Raw genomic sequence first — 16,473 nt, forward strand, 5'->3', positions numbered from 1 at the left:
CGTCAACGCCAGTCACTTGGTCACCAACCGATTCCGCGCCGTTCCGAGGACGGACACCCCCCGGCACGGCCCCGACCCACAACACAACCGAACGCGCTACGCGCACCCCCACCGACGCAGCACAGGCCGCCGCAGGCACCCCCGCCCAGGCGCCGCAGGCACCCGCGCCGCAGGCTCACGCCGACATCGGCCGCTGTGCCGTGATCGACTGCAGCAACCCCACCGCCATCCACACCGCGAACATCGACGACCCCCCGTACGACACGAACGGCAGCGGCAGACCGGTCACCGGCATGATGCCCAGCGTCATGCCGATGTTCTCGAAGGTCTGGAAGGCGAACCACGCCACGATCCCGGCCGCGACGATCGTGCCGTACAGGTCGGTCGTCTCCCGGGCGATCCGGCACGCACGCCACAGCACCACACCGAGCAGCACGATGATCAGCCCGGCCCCGAGGAACCCCAGCTCCTCACCCGCGACGGTGAAGACGAAGTCCGTCTGCTGCTCCGGCACGAACTGCCCCGTCGTCTGCGAGCCGTGGAAGAGCCCGGACCCGGTCAGCCCCCCGGACCCGATCGCGATCCGCGCCTGGTTGGTGTTGTAGCCGACGCCCGCGGGATCCAGCTCCGGATTGGCGAACGCCGCGAAGCGGTTGATCTGGTACTCGTCCAGGATCCCCAGCTGCCACACCGCGATCGCCCCGGCCGCCCCCGCGCCGAGCAGCCCGAACACCCACCGGTTGGAGGCGCCGGAGGCGAGCAGCACCCCCAGCACGATGATCACCATGACCATCACCGACCCGAGGTCGGGCATGAGCATCACGATCAGCATCGGCACCACGGCCAGGCCCAGCGCCTGCAGCACGATCCGGTGGTCCGGGTACGGCCGGTCCCCCGCGTCCACCCGCGCCGCGAGCAGCATCGCCATGCCCAGGATGATCGTGATCTTCACGAACTCCGACGGCTGCAAGGAGAACCCGCCGGGGAGCTTGATCCACGAGTGGGCCCCGTTGATGGTCGAGCCGAGCGGCGTGAGCACCAGCAGGATCAGGAACACGGACGCGCCGTACAGCACGGGCACGGCCGTGCGCAGCGTCCGGTGGCCGAGCCAGACGGTGGCGATCATCAGGGCGATCCCGATGCCGGTGTTCAGCAGGTGCCGCACCAGGAAGTAGTACGGGTCGCCCTGGTTGAGCTCGGTGCGGTTGCGCGTCGCCGAGTACACCAGCAGCGCGCCCATCAGCGACAGCGCGGTGGCGGCCAGCAGTATCGGCCAGTCGAGCCGCCGCGTCATCGAGTCCCGGGCGAACAGCCGCGTCCAGCCCGCGCGTTGGGGCCCGTACCCGGAGACCTGGAAACTGTTCGCCCCGGTCATGCGCGCCCCCTCCGCTTCCGCCTGCGTGTCTGCCGGTTCCCGGTGTCAGGCGTGTTCACGGTCGCCTGCTGGTCCTGCGGGTCGGCGGGATCGTCCCCGCCCGGCTCCGTGGCCGCCTCGGTCGCGGCATCCGTTGCACCCTCCGTCGCGCCCTCCGCGTCCTCGTCCTTCGGCTGAAGGTCCTTCACCACGTCCTTGGAGACCTTCGGCGAGGCGATCGTGCCGTCGGCCTTGATCTTCGGCAGGGCCTTCATCGGCTCGGGCAGCAGCGCCTTCTTCTTGTCGATCGCCCCGTCGTCCGAGACGCCGTACAGCGCGTCGTAGATGTTGCGCACGGCGGGACCCGAGGCGCCGGAACCCGTACCACCCTGGGAGATCGTCATGACGATCGCGTAGTCCTTGGTGTACGTGGCGAACCACGACGTGGTCTGCTTGCCGTAGACCTCGGCGGTACCGGTCTTGGCGTGCATCGGGATCTTGTCCTGCGGCCAGCCCTCGAACCGCCAGGCGGCGGTACCGCGGGTCGCGACGCCCGCGAGCGCCTCGTCCATCTTGGCCAGCGTGGCCTTGCTTATCGGCAGCTTGCCGTGCGACTCGGGCTTGATCTCCTCGACCCGCTTGCCGTCGGGGCTGACGACCGCCTTGCCGATGGTCGGGTCGTACAGCGTGCCGCCGTTGGAGATGGCCCCGTAGATGGTGGCCATCTGGATGGGGGTGACGAGGGTGTCGCCCTGGCCGATGGAGTAGTTGATGGAGTCACCGGCGCGCATCTTGTTGCCCTCGAGGCAGTTCTCGTACGAGATCCGCTCGACGTAGGAGCCGTTCTTCTTCCCCGTCTTGCACCAGGCGTCCTTGTTCGCCTCCCAGTACTCCTGCTTCCACTGGCGGTCGGGAACACGGCCGGTGACCTCGTTGGGCAGGTCGATGCCGGTCTCCTTACCGAGGCCGAACTGGTGGGCGGCCTTGTAGAAGTAGTCGTTGGGCTTCTTCGGGTTCATGCCGCCGTCCTTCTTCCACTCCTCGTGCGCGAGGCGGTAGTAGACGGTGTCGCAGGAGAGTTCGAGGGCGCGGCCGATGGTGATCGCGCCGTTGTCGGCCGACTCGAAGTTCTTGAAGACCTGGCCCCCCACCGAGTACGAGCTGGAGCAGTCGTAACGGCCGTCGAAGTCGTAGCCCGCCTCCACCGCGGCGGCCGAGGAGACCACCTTGAAGATGGAGCCGGGGGCCGCCTGGCCCTGGATGGCCCGGTTGAGCAGCGGGTAGTTGGAGTCCTTGCCGGTGAGCTTCTTGTAGTCGGCGGCGGAGATGCCGCCGACCCAGGCGTTCGGGTCGTACGTCGGGTTGGAGGCCATGGCGACGACGCGGCCGGTCTTGGCCTCCATCACCACGACCGCGCCGGCGTCGGCCTTGTACGTCGTGCCCGTGTTGCGGTCGTACTCCTTGCGGGCGGCCTTCATCGCCTCGTTGAGCTCGTACTCGGCGACCCGCTGGACGCGGGAGTCGATGCTGGTGACGAGGTTGGAGCCGGGCTGGGCGGCGTCGGACTCGGCCTGCCCGATGACGCGGCCGAGGTTGTCGACCTCGTAGCGGGTGACGCCGGCCTTGCCGCGCAGCGCCTTGTCGTACTGGCGCTCCAGTCCGGAGCGGCCGACCTGGTCCGAGCGCAGATAGGGCGACTCGGTGTCCTGGGCCTTTTGGATCTCCTCGTCGGTGACCGGCGAGAGGTAGCCGAGGACCTGGGCGGTGTTGGCCTTGCCGGGGCTGGTGTAGCGGCGTACGGCCTGGGGCTCGGCGGTGATGCCGGGGAAGTCCTCGGCCCGTTCGCGGATCTGGAGGGCCTGCTTGGGCGTGGCCTCGTCGGTGATGGGGATCGGCTGGTAGGGCGAGCCGTTCCAGCAGGGCTGCGGCGTCTCTGCGTCGCACAGCCGGACCTTGTCCATGACCTCCTGGGGCTTCATGCCGAGGACGCCCGCGAGTTTGGTGAGGACGGCCTTGCCGTCGTCCTTCATCTTCAGCAGCTCGGTGCGGGAGGCGGAGACGACGAGCCGGGTCTCGTTGTCGGCGAGCGCCACGCCCCGCGCGTCCAGGATGGAGCCGCGTACCGCGGGCTGGACGACCTGCTGGACGTGGTTGCCGCTGGCCTCCTTGGCGTACTCGTCGCCCTGGCGGATCTGGAGGTACCAGAGCCGGCCGCCGAGGGTGCCGAGGAGGGAGAGGACGAGGATCTGGATGACGACGAGCCGGGTCTGGACGCGTGTGCTCCGCCCGGTCTCGGGGATGTTGGTCACTGCGGCTGCCTCCCCCTCTCAGGATGTGTACGCATCGACGCGGGTGTACGAGTGCGCGGGTGCCCCCACAGCGCGGTCGTACGGGCGGGAAGTCGTCGTCACAGCCGCTTGACCCCCTTGATCCGTCCGGCCCGGGCCACCCGCGCCCGTGCCGCCTTCGCCCGCAGCCCGTTGCGCTGGCTGCCGATGCGCAGTCCGGTGCCGCCGGCCAGCCAGCCGGAGGAGATGTCGGCGCTCTGCGACGCGGAGTTGGCGTCGGCCAGCGGGTCGTTCTCCGCGCGCCGGGCCAGGGCCATGATCCCGGGGACGACGAAGGGCGCGAGCAGCAGGTCGTACAGGGCGGCCGTGAACAGCAGTCCGGGCAGGCCGACATGGCGGGCGGCGGTGTCGCCGACGAGGGCTCCGACACCGGCGTACAGCAGGGTGGTGCCGATGGCGGCGGCGACCACCACGACCATGGCACCGGTGGCCGACCTGAGCCGGCCGTTGTCCGGTTTGGCGAGCCCGGCGAGGTAGCCGATGACGCAGAGCACGAGGGCGTAGCGGCCGGCGGCGTGGTCGGCGGGCGGGGCGAGGTCGGCGAGCAGTCCGGCACCGAAGCCGATGAGGGCGCCGCCGACATGGCCGTAGACCAGGGCGAGGCCGAGGACGGTGAGCAGCAGCAGGTCGGGGACGGCGCCGGGGAGATGGAGGCGGGCGAGGACGCTCACCTGGACGACCAGGGCGACGACGACCAGGGAGACGGAGAGCAGGATCCGGTTGACGCGCATGGGACTGAAAGCTCCTACTGCTCGGGCTCGAACTGGCCGTCGGCGGGCGCCTCGGCGGACGGCGTCACGGTCACCGTCACGGTCGGCGTGGGTTTCGGCTGGGGCTTGTCCGGGAGCACCGTGTCGCGCGGATCCTTCTTCGGGGCCTGGACCACGACACCGACGATGTCGAGCTTGGTGAAGCCGACGTAGGGCGTGACGTACAGCGTGCGGGTCAGATCGCCGCCGGAGGGGTCGACACGGGAGACGACGCCGACGGGCACGCCGGGCACGAACGGCTTGTCGGCCTGGGAGCCGAAGGTGACGAGGCGGTCGCCCTTCTTCACGTCGGCCTTGCCGTTGAGGAGTTCGACGCGCAGCGGGCGGTCGCCCTGGCCGGAGGCGAAGCCGAGTTCGTCGCCGGCCTCCATGCGGGTGCCGACGGTGAAGTCGGGGTCGTTGGCGAGCAGCACGGTGGCGGTGCTGGGGCCGACGGTGGTCACGCGGCCCACCAGTCCGTCGCCGTTGAGGACGGTCATGTCGCGCTGGATGCCGTCATCGGCACCGACGTCGATGGTGATGGTCCAGGAGAAACCCTGGGCGGCTCCTATGGCGATGACCTGGGCGCCCTTGATGCCGTACTGGCCGGCGCCGGCCAGCTTCAGCATCTTGTCGAGCTGCTTGAGGCGGCTGCGGCCGCGGTCGTCGCTGCCGAGCTTCGCCTTCAGGGCCGCGTTCTCCGTCTCCAGTTCGGCGAGCCGGTCGTGCCGGTCACCCGAGTCGCGGATCGCGGAGACCGCGTTGCCGACCGGGTCGACCGCGGCCGACACCCCGTTCTCGATCGGGCCGAAGACGGTGGCCGCGGCCTGCCGGGCACCGTCGACCGGTGAGTCCTCCCCGCCGCGGATGTCCACCGTGATCAGTGCGAACGCGACGGCGATCAGCAGCACCAGGAGCAGCCGGCTCTCTTTCGTGTCCCTCACGTGCGACGGCCGTGCCTTCCTCGTCGGAATTCGGGAAATTCGTTGCGGTGTGTTCAGGAATTCAGGGGATTCAGCTGACGGGCGGACGACGCCCCCGGCCGCCTGGAAGCGGGCGTTATGAGCGGCCTCATGTCTCTATATCAACGATCCGCCGCACGAGAGGGGATCGTCTCGTACGGCGGAACCGAAGCGTTACGTCATCTGCGCGGCTGGGCGTCCAGCACCTGCTGGAGCGCCTCGAACTCCTCGACGCACTTTCCGGAGCCGAGCGCCACGCTGTCCAGCGGGTCCTCGGCGATGTGGATCGGCATGCCGGTCTCCCGGCGCAGCCGCTCGTCGAGGCCGCGCAGCAGCGCCCCTCCGCCGGTCAGGACGATGCCCCGGTCCATGATGTCGCCGGAGAGCTCCGGAGGGCACTTGTCGAGGGTCGTCTTGACGGCGTCGACGATGGCGTTGACGGGTTCCTCGATCGCCTTGCGCACTTCGGCGGCGGAGATGACGACGGTCTTGGGCAGCCCGGAGACGAGGTCCCGGCCGCGGATTTCGGTGTGCTCGTCGGTGTCGAGGTCGTACGCCGAACCGATCGTGATCTTGATCTGTTCGGCCGTGCGCTCACCCAGAAGAAGGCTGTACTCCTTCTTCACGTGCTGGATGATCGCGTTGTCCAGCTCGTCGCCCGCGACGCGGATGGACTGGGCGGTGACGATGCCGCCGAGGGAGATGACCGCGACCTCCGTGGTGCCGCCGCCGATGTCGACCACCATGTTGCCCGTGGCCTCGTGGACCGGCAGGCCGGAGCCGATGGCAGCGGCCATGGGCTCCTCGATGATGTGCACCTGACGGGCGCCGGCCTGGGACGACGCCTCGATGACGGCGCGGCGCTCGACGCCGGTGATGCCCGAGGGCACACAGACGACGACCCGCGGACGAGCCAGATACCGCCGCTTGTGGATCTTCAGGATGAAGTAGCGGAGCATCCGCTCGGTGATCTCGAAGTCGGCGATCACGCCGTCCTTCAGCGGACGCACGGCAACGATGTTGCCGGGCGTGCGCCCGATCATCTTCTTCGCTTCGGCACCGACCGCGAGGATGCCACCGGTGTTGGTGTTGATCGCGACGACGGACGGCTCGTTGAGTACGATCCCGCGACCCCTGACGTACACCAGCGTGTTGGCGGTCCCGAGGTCGACAGCCATGTCACGGCCGATGAACGACATTGAGTTCCCCATCAGGATTCGACTGGCCTTCCCACGAGCTTTTGAGGGCTTTTCAGGTAGGCGAGGTGGGTGCAGTGACGTGAAGGCTTCCATCGTAGACGCGCTTTCGCGAACACTGCGCGAGGGTCTTCGCCATTGTCAGCAGATGGCGCATCGCCTCGCTTGTGGAGACGGGCCAACGGTGGCATCCGTTCCCCCGATCGCCACGCATATGCCGCAGGGCGGCCGCTTTTGTGCGGCCGCCCAGGTCGGAGATGCGCCGAATGGCTGACGACGCGTCAGAAAAAATGCTTGCGCCGAGAGCCCGCCGGACTCAGACGCGGCCCGGGAAGAAGATCTTCAGCTCGCGCTCGGCGGACTCCTCGGAGTCCGAGGCGTGGATCAGGTTCTCCCGGACGATCACGCCGTAGTCCCCGCGGATGGAACCGGGGGCGGCGGCGATCGGGTCGGTCGGGCCGGCCAGGGCGCGCACGCCCTCGATGACCCGCTCGCCCTCGACGACCATCGCCACGACCGGACCGGAGGACATGAACGCCACCAGCGGCTCGTAGAACGGCTTGCCCTTGTGCTCGCCGTAGTGCTGCTCCAGGGTGTCGGTGTCCAGCGTGCGCAGTTCCAGCGCGGTGATCTGCCAGCCGGCCTTGCGCTCGATACGGCTGATGATCTCGCCGGTCAGGCCACGACGGACGGCGTCGGGCTTGAGGAGGACGAGGGTGCGCTGGGTCACGACGGGACTCCTTGGGATGTGAGGTTGTGCGAGGTGATGACTGAGGTTACCGGGCGTGTCGCGGCACCCGTCACGCAGCGTCAGGTGTAGAGGCCTCGGCCTGGGCCGCGAACCTCGCCTTCGCCTCGTCGATCTTCCGTCCGTAGTGCACCGAGGCCCACCACAGGGCCGCGAAGACGACACCGAGGAAGAACATCATCGGGACGACGAACCCGGAGGCGACGAGCGCGATCTGCAGCGCCCAGCCGAAGGCGATGCCGCCGGGCCGGGTCACCACGCCGCACAGCGCCACGCACAGGAACATCGCGATGCCGCTGACCGTCCACACCGTCCCCATGGACAGGTCGGGGTCCTTCATGGCGACCAGTCCGGCGAAGCCGATGACGAAGAACTCACCGATCAGGGTCGAAGCACAGAGCGTACGCACGGGTTTGTCAGCCCTTCCCCAGGAGCAGTCGGGCCTCGCCGACGGTGATGACGGAACCGGTGACGAGCACGCCGCCGCCCGCGAACTCGCCCTCCTCCTCGGCCAGCGTGATCGCGGCCTCCAGGGCGTCCGGCAGCCGCGGCTCGACCTGGACGCGGTCCTCGCCGAACACCTCGACGGCGATCGCCGCCAGCTCGTCGGCGTCCATCGCGCGGTGGCTGGAGTTCTGGGTGACGACGACCTCGGCGAAGACCGGCTCGAAGGCCTCCAGCAGCCCGCGGACGTTCTTGTCGGCGCTGGCGCCGACCACGCCGATGAGCCTGCTGAACTGGAACGCCTCCCCCACCGCCTCGGCCGTGACCTGGGCGCCCGCCGGATTGTGCGCGGCGTCGAGGACGACGGTGGGCGACCGCCGGACGACCTCCAGCCGCCCCGGCGAGGCGACGGAGGCGAAGGCCTTGCGCACGGTGTCGGCGTCCAGCGGCTCGGCGCGCTGCGCCCCGACGCCGAAGAACGCCTCGACGGCGGCCAGGGCCACCGCGGCGTTGTGCGCCTGGTGGGCGCCGTGCAGCGGCAGATACACCTCGGTGTACTCGCCGCCCAGCCCCCGCAGGGTCACCAGCTGCCCGCCGACGGCCACCTGCCGGGCCACGACGCCGAACTCCAGCCCCTCACGCGCCACGGTGGCGTTGACGTCCACGGCCTTCTTCAGCAGTACCTGTGCCGCGTCCACCGGCTGCTGGGCGAGGATCACGGTGGCGTCCTGCTTGACGATGCCGGCCTTCTCGCCGGCGATCTCGCCGGGCGTCCCGCCGAGCCGGTCGGTGTGGTCCAGGGCGATCGGGGTGACGACGGCGACGTCCCCGTCGATGACGTTGGTGGCGTCCCAGGAGCCGCCCATGCCCACTTCCACGACCGCAACGTCGACCGGCGCGTCGGCGAAGGCGGCGTACGCCATCCCCGTCAGCACCTCGAAGAAGGACAGCCGGTACTCCTGCTGTGCGTCGACCATCTCGACGTACGGCTTGATGTCCCGGTACGTCTCGATGAACCGCTCGGCGGAGATGGCCGCGCCGTCCAGGCTGATCCGCTCGGTGATCGACTGCACGTGCGGGGAGGTGTACCGCCCGGTGCGCAGCTCGAAGGCGCCGAGCAGGGCCTCGATCATGCGGGCGGTGGAGGTCTTGCCGTTCGTCCCCGTGATGTGGATGGACGGATACGACCGCTGCGGCTCCCCCAGCACGTCCATCAGCGCGGCGATGCGGCTGACGGACGGCTCCAGCTTGGTCTCGCCCCAGCGGGTCGCGAGTTCCGCCTCGACCTCCCGCAGGGCCCGGTCCACCTCGGGATCCTCCGGCCGCGCGGGCACATCGGCCTGCGGCGGGCCGCCCTGGGTGCGCAGGGTACGGCTGCCGGCCTCGATCACCGCGAGATCGGGATCACGACCGGTCTCGGCCGCGATGATCTCGTCGAACGATTCACCGGGATCCGACTGCTCACTGCTGTCGTACGGGGGGAGCTCACTCACGGGCACCAGTCTACGTACACGTGGTCCGCGGGCAGTCGTGCCGCTGGGGCGGCACGGGTGGGCGCGGACGGCACCCCGCCGGCGCCGGGCCGCGCGACCCACCCCACGGCAGCCGAAGGCCCCCGGAGCCATGGAACTCCGGGGGCCTTCACGCACGTACGGCGGCGCGGCGCCTACGCCTGCGGCAACCGCTCCAGCTGCGCCTGAATCCGCACGATGTCCTCGTCGGCCTTGGCCAGCCGCCCCCGGATCTTGTCCACCACGTGATCCGGCGCCTTCGCGAGGAACGCCTCGTTGCCCAGCTTGGCACCCGCCTGCGCCTTCTCCTTCTCGGCGGCGGCGAGATCCTTGGCGAGCCGCTTGCGCTCCGCGACGACGTCGATCGCGCCGGAGAGGTCCAGCGCGACCTCCACCCCCGCCACCGGAAGCGTCGCCGTCGCCGTGAACGACTCGCCCTCCGGCTGGAGCCTCAGCAGCTGACGGATGGCCGCCTCGTGCGGGGCGAGTGCCGTACCGTCCAGGCCGAGGCGGGCGGGAACGCGCTGACCGGGCTGGAGACCCTGGTCGGCGCGGAACCGGCGGACCTCGGTGATCACCGACTGGAGCGTCTCGATCTCCCGCTCGGCATCCGCGTCCCGGAAGCCCGAGTCGGCCGGCCACTCGGCGATGACGACCGACTCGCCGCCGGTCAGCGTGGTCCACAGCGTCTCGGTGACGAAGGGCACGACCGGGTGCAGCAGCCGCAGCGTGACGTCGAGGACCTCGCCGAGGACGCGCTTGCTGACCTCGGCGGCCTCGCCGCCCTCCTGGAACGTCGTCTTGGACAGCTCGACGTACCAGTCGAAGACCTCGTCCCAGGCGAAGTGGAACAGCGCGTCGGAGAGCTTCGCGAACTGGTAGTCCTCGTAGTACGCGTCGACCTCGGCGACCACCGAGTTCAGCCGGGACAGGATCCACCGGTCGGTCGAGGACATCTTCGACGCGTCCGGCAGCGGACCGTCCACCGTCGCGCCGTTCATCAGCGCGAAGCGGGTGGCGTTCCAGATCTTGTTGGCGAAGTTGCGGGAGCCCTGGACCCAGTCCTCGCCGATCGGGACGTCGACGCCCGGGTTGGCGCCGCGCGCGAGCGTGAAGCGCAGCGCGTCGGAGCCGTACTTGTCCATCCAGTCCAGCGGGTTCACGACGTTGCCGAAGGACTTCGACATCTTCTTGCCGTTCTGGTCCCGGACCATGCCGTGCAGCGCGATGGTGTGGAACGGCGGGGTGCCGTCCATCGCGTAGAGGCCGAACATCATCATCCGGGCGACCCAGAAGAAGAGGATGTCGTAGCCGGTGACCAGGACGGAGTTCGGGTAGAACTTCGCCAGGCTCTCGGTCTGCTCGGGCCAGCCGAGCGTGGAGAACGGCCACAGGCCGGAGGAGAACCAGGTGTCCAGGACGTCGGAGTCCTGGTGCCAGCCCTCGCCGGCCGGCGGCTCCTCGTCCGGGCCGACGCAGACGACCTCGCCGTTCGGCCCGTACCAGACCGGGATGCGGTGGCCCCACCACAGCTGGCGGGAGATGCACCAGTCGTGGAGGTTGTCGACCCAGTCGAAGTACCGCTTCTCCATCTCCTGCGGGTGGATCTTGACCTTGCCGTCGCGGACCGCGTCGCCGGCCGCCTTGGCCAGCGGGCCGACCTTGACCCACCACTGCATGGACAGGCGCGGCTCGATGGTGGTCTTGCAGCGCGAGCAGTGGCCGACCGAGTGGACGTAGGGCCGCTTCTCGGCCACGATCCGGCCCTCGGCGCGCAGGGCGGCGACGATGGCGGAGCGGGCCTCCAGCCGGTCCAGGCCCTGGAAGGGGCCGTGGGCGGTGATGACGGCGTGCTCGTCCATGACCGTGATCGCCGGCAGGTCGTGCCGCTGGCCGATCTCGAAGTCGTTCGGGTCGTGGGCGGGCGTCACCTTGACGGCGCCGGTGCCGAACTCCGGGTCGACGTGGGTGTCGGCGACGACCGGGATGGAACGGTCGGTCAGCGGCAGCTTGATGAGCTTGCCGACCAGGTGCTTGTAGCGCTCGTCGTCGGGGTGAACGGCGACCGCCGTGTCACCGAGCATGGTCTCGGCACGGGTCGTGGCGACGACGATGGTGTCGTCCCCGTCGCCGTACTTCATGGAGACGAGCTCGCCGTCGTCGTCCTGGTACTCGACCTCGATGTCGGAGATCGCGGTCAGGCAGCGCGGGCACCAGTTGATGATGCGCTCGGCGCGGTAGATCAGCTCGTCGTCGTAGAGCCGCTTGAAGATGGTCTGGACGGCCTGGGACAGGCCCTCGTCCATGGTGAAGCGCTCACGCGTCCAGGCGACGCCGTCGCCGAGGCGCCGCATCTGCCCGCTGATCTGGCCGCCGGACTCGGCCTTCCACTGCCAGACGCGCTCGACGAACGCCTCACGGCCGAGGTCGTGCCGGGACTTGCCCTCCTTGGCCAGTTCCCGCTCGACGACGTTCTGCGTGGCGATGCCGGCGTGGTCCATGCCGGGCTGCCACAGCGTCTCGTGGCCCTGCATCCGCTTGCGGCGGGTCAGGGCGTCGATGAGCGTGTGCTCGAAGGCGTGCCCGAGGTGCAGGCTGCCCGTGACGTTCGGCGGCGGGATGACGACGGTGTACGGCGGCTTGTCGCTCTTGGCGTCCGCCTCGAAATAGCCCCGTTCTACCCAGCGCTCGTACAGCTTCCCCTCTACCTCGGCCGGCGTGTACTGGGTCGGCAGTTCGGTCGTGGGCGCTGCTTGCGGGTGCTGAGTGTTGTCGGTCACGGGGGTCAGTTTAAAGGCGTCACGGCCCAGTCCCGAAACGCCATTCCTTTGTAACGGTGCGGCCCCCGGTGGCCTCCGCACGCCATGTCTGCGTCAGGATGTCAGCAACACATGAGCATCTGGAGGGGAACCCAGTAATGAGTCACAACCAGCCGGGCCCGTACGGCGGGCAGCCCCAGCAGCCCGGGCCGTACGGCCAGCCGGGACCGTACGGCCAGCCGCCGCAGGCCCCCCAGCCCGGCTACGGCTACCCCCAGCAGACGCCTCCCCCCCAGCCTCAGCCGGGCTACGGCTACCCGCAGCAGCCCCCGCAGGGCGTCCCGCAGCAGCCGAACCCCTACGGCCAGCAGCCCCCGTACGGCCAGCAGCCGCCCTACGGCCAGCAGCCCTACGGCATGCCCCAGCCCCCGGCCCCGGGCGGCGGCAAGAAGAAGACGGGCCTGATCATCGGCGCGGTGGCAGTCGTGGCCGCGATCGGCGTCGGCGCGTACTTCGTCCTCGGCGGGGGCGGCGCCGCGGGCGGCATCGAGGACGACGGCGCCCACAAGCTGACGACGCCGGCGACGGTGCTCGGCGAGTACAAGCAGGTCACCCAGGACTCCACGAGCGGCGGCGACGAGGACACCGCCAAGGACCTGGAGAAGAGCGGCGTCAAGAACGGCACCGGCGTGACCGGCATGTACTCGACGGCGGACCTGAGCGACTACGACCCGTCGGACCCCAGCACCGCGCCCGACCCCAGCGAGATGGCGACGGCCAAGGGCGTCACCTTCTTCGGTGCCTACGGCGAGATCGCGGACCCCGAGGCGGCCCTCGACAAGTTCTTCGCCGAGATCAAGAAGGAGTCCGACGAGAACTCCTCCGGCAGCGGCGCCTCCAAGACCGAACTGGTCGGCGAGCCCGACGAGGCCGAACTCGACGGCGCGGCCATGAAGTGCCAGGCGGCCAAGGCCACCGACCCGACCACCAAGCAGGAGAAGACCGACTGGTTCTGCGCCTGGGCCGACTACAGCACGATCGCCATGGTCTCCCCCGGCGACGCCAGCAAGGGCGTGTCGAAGGACGTCGCCATCGACGTCACCACCAAGCTCCGCAAGGAGATCCGCGTCAAGGCCTGACGCCGCCACCGCAGCACACATGCCGAAGGGGCCCGGTCGCTCGACCGGGCCCCTTCTACGTACGTACGGCGACGGCTACGCCGTCTTCTGCTCCCCGGAGCCCCGTCCGCGCGAGTCGCGCGGGATGAGGGTCGGGTTGACGTTGGAGAGGACGACGTCGGCCGTGATGACGACGCGGGCGACGTCCTTGCGGGACGGGACCTCGTACATGACGCCCTGGAGGACCTCCTCCATGATGGCGCGCAGACCGCGGGCGCCGGTCTGGCGGAGGATGGCCTGGTCGGCGATGGCCTCCAGGGCCTCGCGCTCGAAGTCCAGCTCCACGCCGTCGAGTTCGAACAGGCGCTGGTACTGCTTCACCAGCGCGTTGCGCGGCTCGACCAGGATCTTCAGCAGGGCCTCGCGGTCGAGGTTGTGGACCGACGTGATGACCGGGAGGCGGCCGATGAACTCGGGGATCATGCCGAACTTGACCAGGTCCTCCGGCATGACCTCCTCGAACTGGTCCTTGGACTCCAGCTCCCGCTTGGAGCGGATGGTCGCGCCGAAGCCGATGCCCTTGGCGCCCGCGCGGCCCTCGATGATCTTCTCCAGGCCGGCGAAGGCACCGCCCACGATGAACAGGACGTTCGTCGTGTCGATCTGGATGAACTCCTGGTGCGGGTGCTTGCGGCCGCCCTGGGGCGGGACCGAGGCCGTGGTGCCTTCGAGGATCTTCAGCAGGGCCTGCTGGACGCCCTCGCCGCTCACGTCGCGCGTGATCGAGGGGTTTTCACTCTTCCGCGCGACCTTGTCGATCTCGTCGATGTAGATGATCCCGGTCTCGGCCTTCTTGACGTCGTAGTCCGCCGCCTGGATCAGCTTCAGCAGGATGTTCTCGACGTCCTCGCCGACGTACCCCGCCTCGGTGAGCGCCGTGGCGTCGGCGATGGCGAACGGGACGTTCAGCATGCGGGCGAGGGTCTGGGCCAGCAGGGTCTTGCCGGAGCCCGTGGGGCCGAGCAGCAGGATGTTGGACTTCGCCAACTCGATGGCGTCGTCGCGGCCTTGGGCGCCGCCGTTCTCGCCGGCCTGGACGCGCTTGTAGTGGTTGTACACCGCGACGGAGAGGGCCTTCTTGGCGGCCTCCTGGCCGACCACGTACCCCTCGAGGAACTCGTAGATCTCGCGGGGCTTGGGAAGCTCCTCCCAGCGCACCTCGCTGGTCTCGGCGAGCTCTTCCTCGATGATCTCGTTGCAGAGGTCGATGCACTCGTCGCAGATGTACACACCGGGCCCTGCGATGAGCTTCTTGACCTGCTTCTGGCTCTTTCCGCAGAACGAGCACTTGAGCAGATCGCCGCCGTCACCGATGCGTGCCACGGTGTGCTTCCCCTTCGCCTGGGAGACGCCTGGACACGTACGAGTCCAGCGGCTCCTGGTGCTGCCTTATGTCGACGGTACCTTGCCGGGCCCCCCGTCCGGGCCCCCCTTGGCACGGTTCGCTTTGACGTGAAACGCGCCAAACCGTGCCAAGGGGCGGCAGACGATACAGCCTCCCGCCTCAGCGGAGGGAGGCGTTGTCCATCTTCCGGGTGGTGATGATCTGGTCGATCAGGCCGTAGCTCAGCGCGTCCTCGGCCGTGAGGATCTTGTCGCGCTCGATGTCCTCGCGGATCTTCTCGACCGGCGTGGTGGAGTGCTTGGCCAGCATCTCCTCCAGCTGCGAGCGCATCCGCAGGATCTCGTTGGCGGCGATCTCCAGGTCGGAGACCTGGCCGCGGCCGGTCTCGCTGTACGGCTGGTGGATCAGGACGCGGGCGTTCGGCAGCGCCATGCGCTTGCCCGGCGTGCCGGCGGCCAGCAGGACGGCGGCGGCGGAGGCCGCCTGGCCCATGCAGACCGTCTGGATGTCCGGCTTCACGTACTGCATCGTGTCGTAGATGGCCGTGAGCGCCGTGAAGGAGCCGCCGGGGCTGTTGATGTAGACCGAGATGTCCCGGTCGGGGTCCATCGACTCCAGGCACAGCAGCTGCGCCATGACGTCGTTGGCGGAGGCGTCGTCGATCTGGACGCCGAGGAAGATCACGCGCTCCTCGAAGAGCTTCGCGTACGGGTCGTACTCGCGGATGCCCTGGGAGGTGCGCTCGACGAAGCGCGGGATCACGTAGCGGGACTCGGCCGCGGGGCCGGTGTACTCGGCGCGCGTGCGGTCGTACAGGCCGCTGCCGGGGAAGTCGTTCACAGTGTCTCCTGGAAAGGGGCTGAGGCGGTCGCTCGGGGCTGGCTGGGCGCGCTGGGGCCCGCGGAGGGCTCGGCTCGGTTCCCACGGGGCGCGGGGCCCCGCGGGGAGCGGCTCAGGCCCCGGTGCCGCCGCCGCCCGGCATGCCGGCGGCCGTGGCGATGACGTCGTCGATGAGGCCGTACTCCTTGGCCTCGAAGGCGTCGAACCAGCGGTCGCGGTCCGAGTCGCGGGTGATCTGCTCGACCGTCTGGCCGGTGTGCTGGGCCGTGAGCTCGGCCATGCGCTTCTTGGTGTGCAGCAGCCGCTCGGCGTGGATCTTGATGTCCGAGGCCGAGCCCGCAAGACCTGCGGAGGGCTGGTGGATCAGGATCTCGGCGTTCGGCAGGGCGAAGCGCTTGCCGGGGGTGCCCGCGCTGAGCAGGAACTGCCCCATCGAGGCCGCGAGGCCCATGGCGATCGTCACCACGTCGTTCTTGATGTACTGCATGGTGTCGTAGATCGCCATGCCGGCCGTGATCGAACCGCCCGGGCTGTTGATGTACAGGTAAATGTCCTTGTCCGGGTCGGAGGCAAGGAGCAGCAGCTGCGCGGTGATCTTGTTGGCGATGTCGTCGTCCACCGGCTGACCGAGGAAGATGATCCGCTCGTTGAGCAGCCGGTTGTAGACCTGGTCGCCGAGGCCACCACCGATGGAAGGCTCGCCGGCGGCGGAGGGCATCAGATTCGTCACGTATCCACCTGCTCGTCTTTACGACGGCGCCGGGCCGTCTCACGTGTTCTGCCGGGGCGTGGGGGCCGTCCGGCGCTGTTCGGGGACTCCCCTGCCCTCGTATTCATGGACCCTAACGCGGTGGGCCTGCGGCGCCATCCCGGTTCCGGCGGTGTTCGCTGTGAGCGCAGGTTGCTCCGCCGGGCCGGCCGGGTGCGACGCGCCGCGGGGCCGGTTCGCCGGCGCCGCTGGTGATGGGGCCGGTCGCGTCCATGCGGGGGAGCCGGGGGTCCGTCACGGACCCGTCCGGCCCGGGGCGCAACCGCAACG

General features: G+C 69.4%; 13 protein-coding genes. 1 reads left to right on the forward strand and 12 read right to left on the reverse strand.

Features of this window, described 5'->3' with window-relative positions:
• Nucleotides 1–175: 175 nt before the first annotated feature.
• The 9 genes from rodA to H0H10_RS03865 all read right to left on the reverse strand — a co-directional run bounded on the left by rodA (nucleotide 176) and on the right by H0H10_RS03865 (nucleotide 12,092).
• Nucleotides 176–1,375: a rod shape-determining protein RodA gene (gene rodA, locus H0H10_RS03825; RefSeq protein ID WP_188179367.1), complete on the reverse strand. Its 1,200-nt coding sequence runs from the start codon at nucleotides 1,373–1,375 to the stop codon at nucleotides 176–178.
• Nucleotides 1,372–3,663: a penicillin-binding protein 2 gene (gene mrdA / locus H0H10_RS03830; RefSeq protein ID WP_188179368.1), complete on the reverse strand. Its 2,292-nt coding sequence runs from the start codon at nucleotides 3,661–3,663 to the stop codon at nucleotides 1,372–1,374. Before mrdA ends, rodA begins: the two co-directional genes overlap by 4 nt.
• Before the next feature lie 98 nt (nucleotides 3,664–3,761).
• Nucleotides 3,762–4,433 (reverse strand): rod shape-determining protein MreD, encoded by a 672-nt coding sequence (gene mreD, locus H0H10_RS03835; RefSeq protein WP_188179369.1) that lies wholly within the window; start codon nucleotides 4,431–4,433, stop codon nucleotides 3,762–3,764.
• Between the two features lie 14 nt (nucleotides 4,434–4,447).
• The gene (gene mreC / locus H0H10_RS03840) at nucleotides 4,448–5,395 is read right to left on the reverse strand and encodes a rod shape-determining protein MreC (protein WP_188179370.1); all 948 of its coding nucleotides are present in this window, start codon (nucleotides 5,393–5,395) and stop codon (nucleotides 4,448–4,450) included.
• A gap of 197 nt (nucleotides 5,396–5,592) precedes the next feature.
• Nucleotides 5,593–6,612: a rod shape-determining protein gene (locus H0H10_RS03845; protein ID WP_028422119.1), complete on the reverse strand. Its 1,020-nt coding sequence runs from the start codon at nucleotides 6,610–6,612 to the stop codon at nucleotides 5,593–5,595.
• Between the two features lie 313 nt (nucleotides 6,613–6,925).
• A complete protein-coding gene (gene ndk, locus H0H10_RS03850) occupies nucleotides 6,926–7,339 on the reverse strand; it encodes a nucleoside-diphosphate kinase (protein WP_188179371.1) in 414 nt (137 codons plus the stop codon).
• Nucleotides 7,340–7,409: 70 nt separating this feature from the next.
• The gene (locus H0H10_RS03855; protein ID WP_188179372.1) at nucleotides 7,410–7,766 is read right to left on the reverse strand and encodes a DUF4233 domain-containing protein; all 357 of its coding nucleotides are present in this window, start codon (nucleotides 7,764–7,766) and stop codon (nucleotides 7,410–7,412) included.
• 7 nt (nucleotides 7,767–7,773) lie between these two features.
• Nucleotides 7,774–9,294 (reverse strand): bifunctional tetrahydrofolate synthase/dihydrofolate synthase, encoded by a 1,521-nt coding sequence (gene folC / locus H0H10_RS03860; protein ID WP_188179373.1) that lies wholly within the window; start codon nucleotides 9,292–9,294, stop codon nucleotides 7,774–7,776.
• 173 nt (nucleotides 9,295–9,467) lie between these two features.
• On the reverse strand, nucleotides 9,468–12,092 hold the full coding sequence (locus H0H10_RS03865; protein WP_188179374.1) for a valine--tRNA ligase: 2,625 nt from the start codon (nucleotides 12,090–12,092) through the stop codon (nucleotides 9,468–9,470).
• A 137-nt stretch (nucleotides 12,093–12,229) separates the two neighbouring features.
• Here H0H10_RS03865 and H0H10_RS03870 point away from each other — a divergent pair, with 137 nt between their 5' ends.
• Nucleotides 12,230–13,210 (forward strand): hypothetical protein, encoded by a 981-nt coding sequence (locus tag H0H10_RS03870; RefSeq protein WP_188179375.1) that lies wholly within the window; start codon nucleotides 12,230–12,232, stop codon nucleotides 13,208–13,210.
• 75 nt (nucleotides 13,211–13,285) lie between these two features.
• On the opposite strand, the gene clpX is transcribed toward H0H10_RS03870, so the two are convergent.
• From clpX to H0H10_RS03885, 3 genes are all read right to left on the reverse strand, one after another.
• Nucleotides 13,286–14,572, reverse strand: a complete 1,287-nt coding sequence (gene clpX, locus H0H10_RS03875) for an ATP-dependent Clp protease ATP-binding subunit ClpX (protein ID WP_188179376.1) — start codon at nucleotides 14,570–14,572, stop codon at nucleotides 13,286–13,288.
• A 181-nt stretch (nucleotides 14,573–14,753) separates the two neighbouring features.
• Nucleotides 14,754–15,434 carry an ATP-dependent Clp protease proteolytic subunit gene (locus tag H0H10_RS03880; protein WP_308434642.1) on the reverse strand — a complete coding sequence of 227 codons (681 nt, stop codon included), beginning with the start codon at nucleotides 15,432–15,434 and terminating at the stop codon, nucleotides 14,754–14,756.
• A gap of 112 nt (nucleotides 15,435–15,546) precedes the next feature.
• Nucleotides 15,547–16,152: an ATP-dependent Clp protease proteolytic subunit gene (locus tag H0H10_RS03885; protein WP_031114129.1), complete on the reverse strand. Its 606-nt coding sequence runs from the start codon at nucleotides 16,150–16,152 to the stop codon at nucleotides 15,547–15,549.
• Nucleotides 16,153–16,473 lie beyond the last annotated feature (321 nt).

The sequence above is a fragment of the Streptomyces griseicoloratus genome (assembly GCF_014534645.1).
Lineage (GTDB): Bacteria > Actinomycetota > Actinomycetes > Streptomycetales > Streptomycetaceae > Streptomyces > Streptomyces griseicoloratus.

Coding starts and splice junctions, on each gene's coding strand:
- rodA (WP_188179367.1), bottom strand. CDS start 1,375: ATGACCGGGGCGAACAGTTTCCAGGTCTCCGGGTACGGGCCCCAACGC.
- mreD (WP_188179369.1), bottom strand. CDS start 4,433: ATGCGCGTCAACCGGATCCTGCTCTCCGTCTCCCTGGTCGTCGTCGCC.
- H0H10_RS03845 (WP_028422119.1), bottom strand. CDS start 6,612: ATGTCGTTCATCGGCCGTGACATGGCTGTCGACCTCGGGACCGCCAAC.
- H0H10_RS03870 (WP_188179375.1), top strand. CDS start 12,230: ATGAGTCACAACCAGCCGGGCCCGTACGGCGGGCAGCCCCAGCAGCCC.
- H0H10_RS03885 (WP_031114129.1), bottom strand. CDS start 16,152: ATGCCCTCCGCCGCCGGCGAGCCTTCCATCGGTGGTGGCCTCGGCGAC.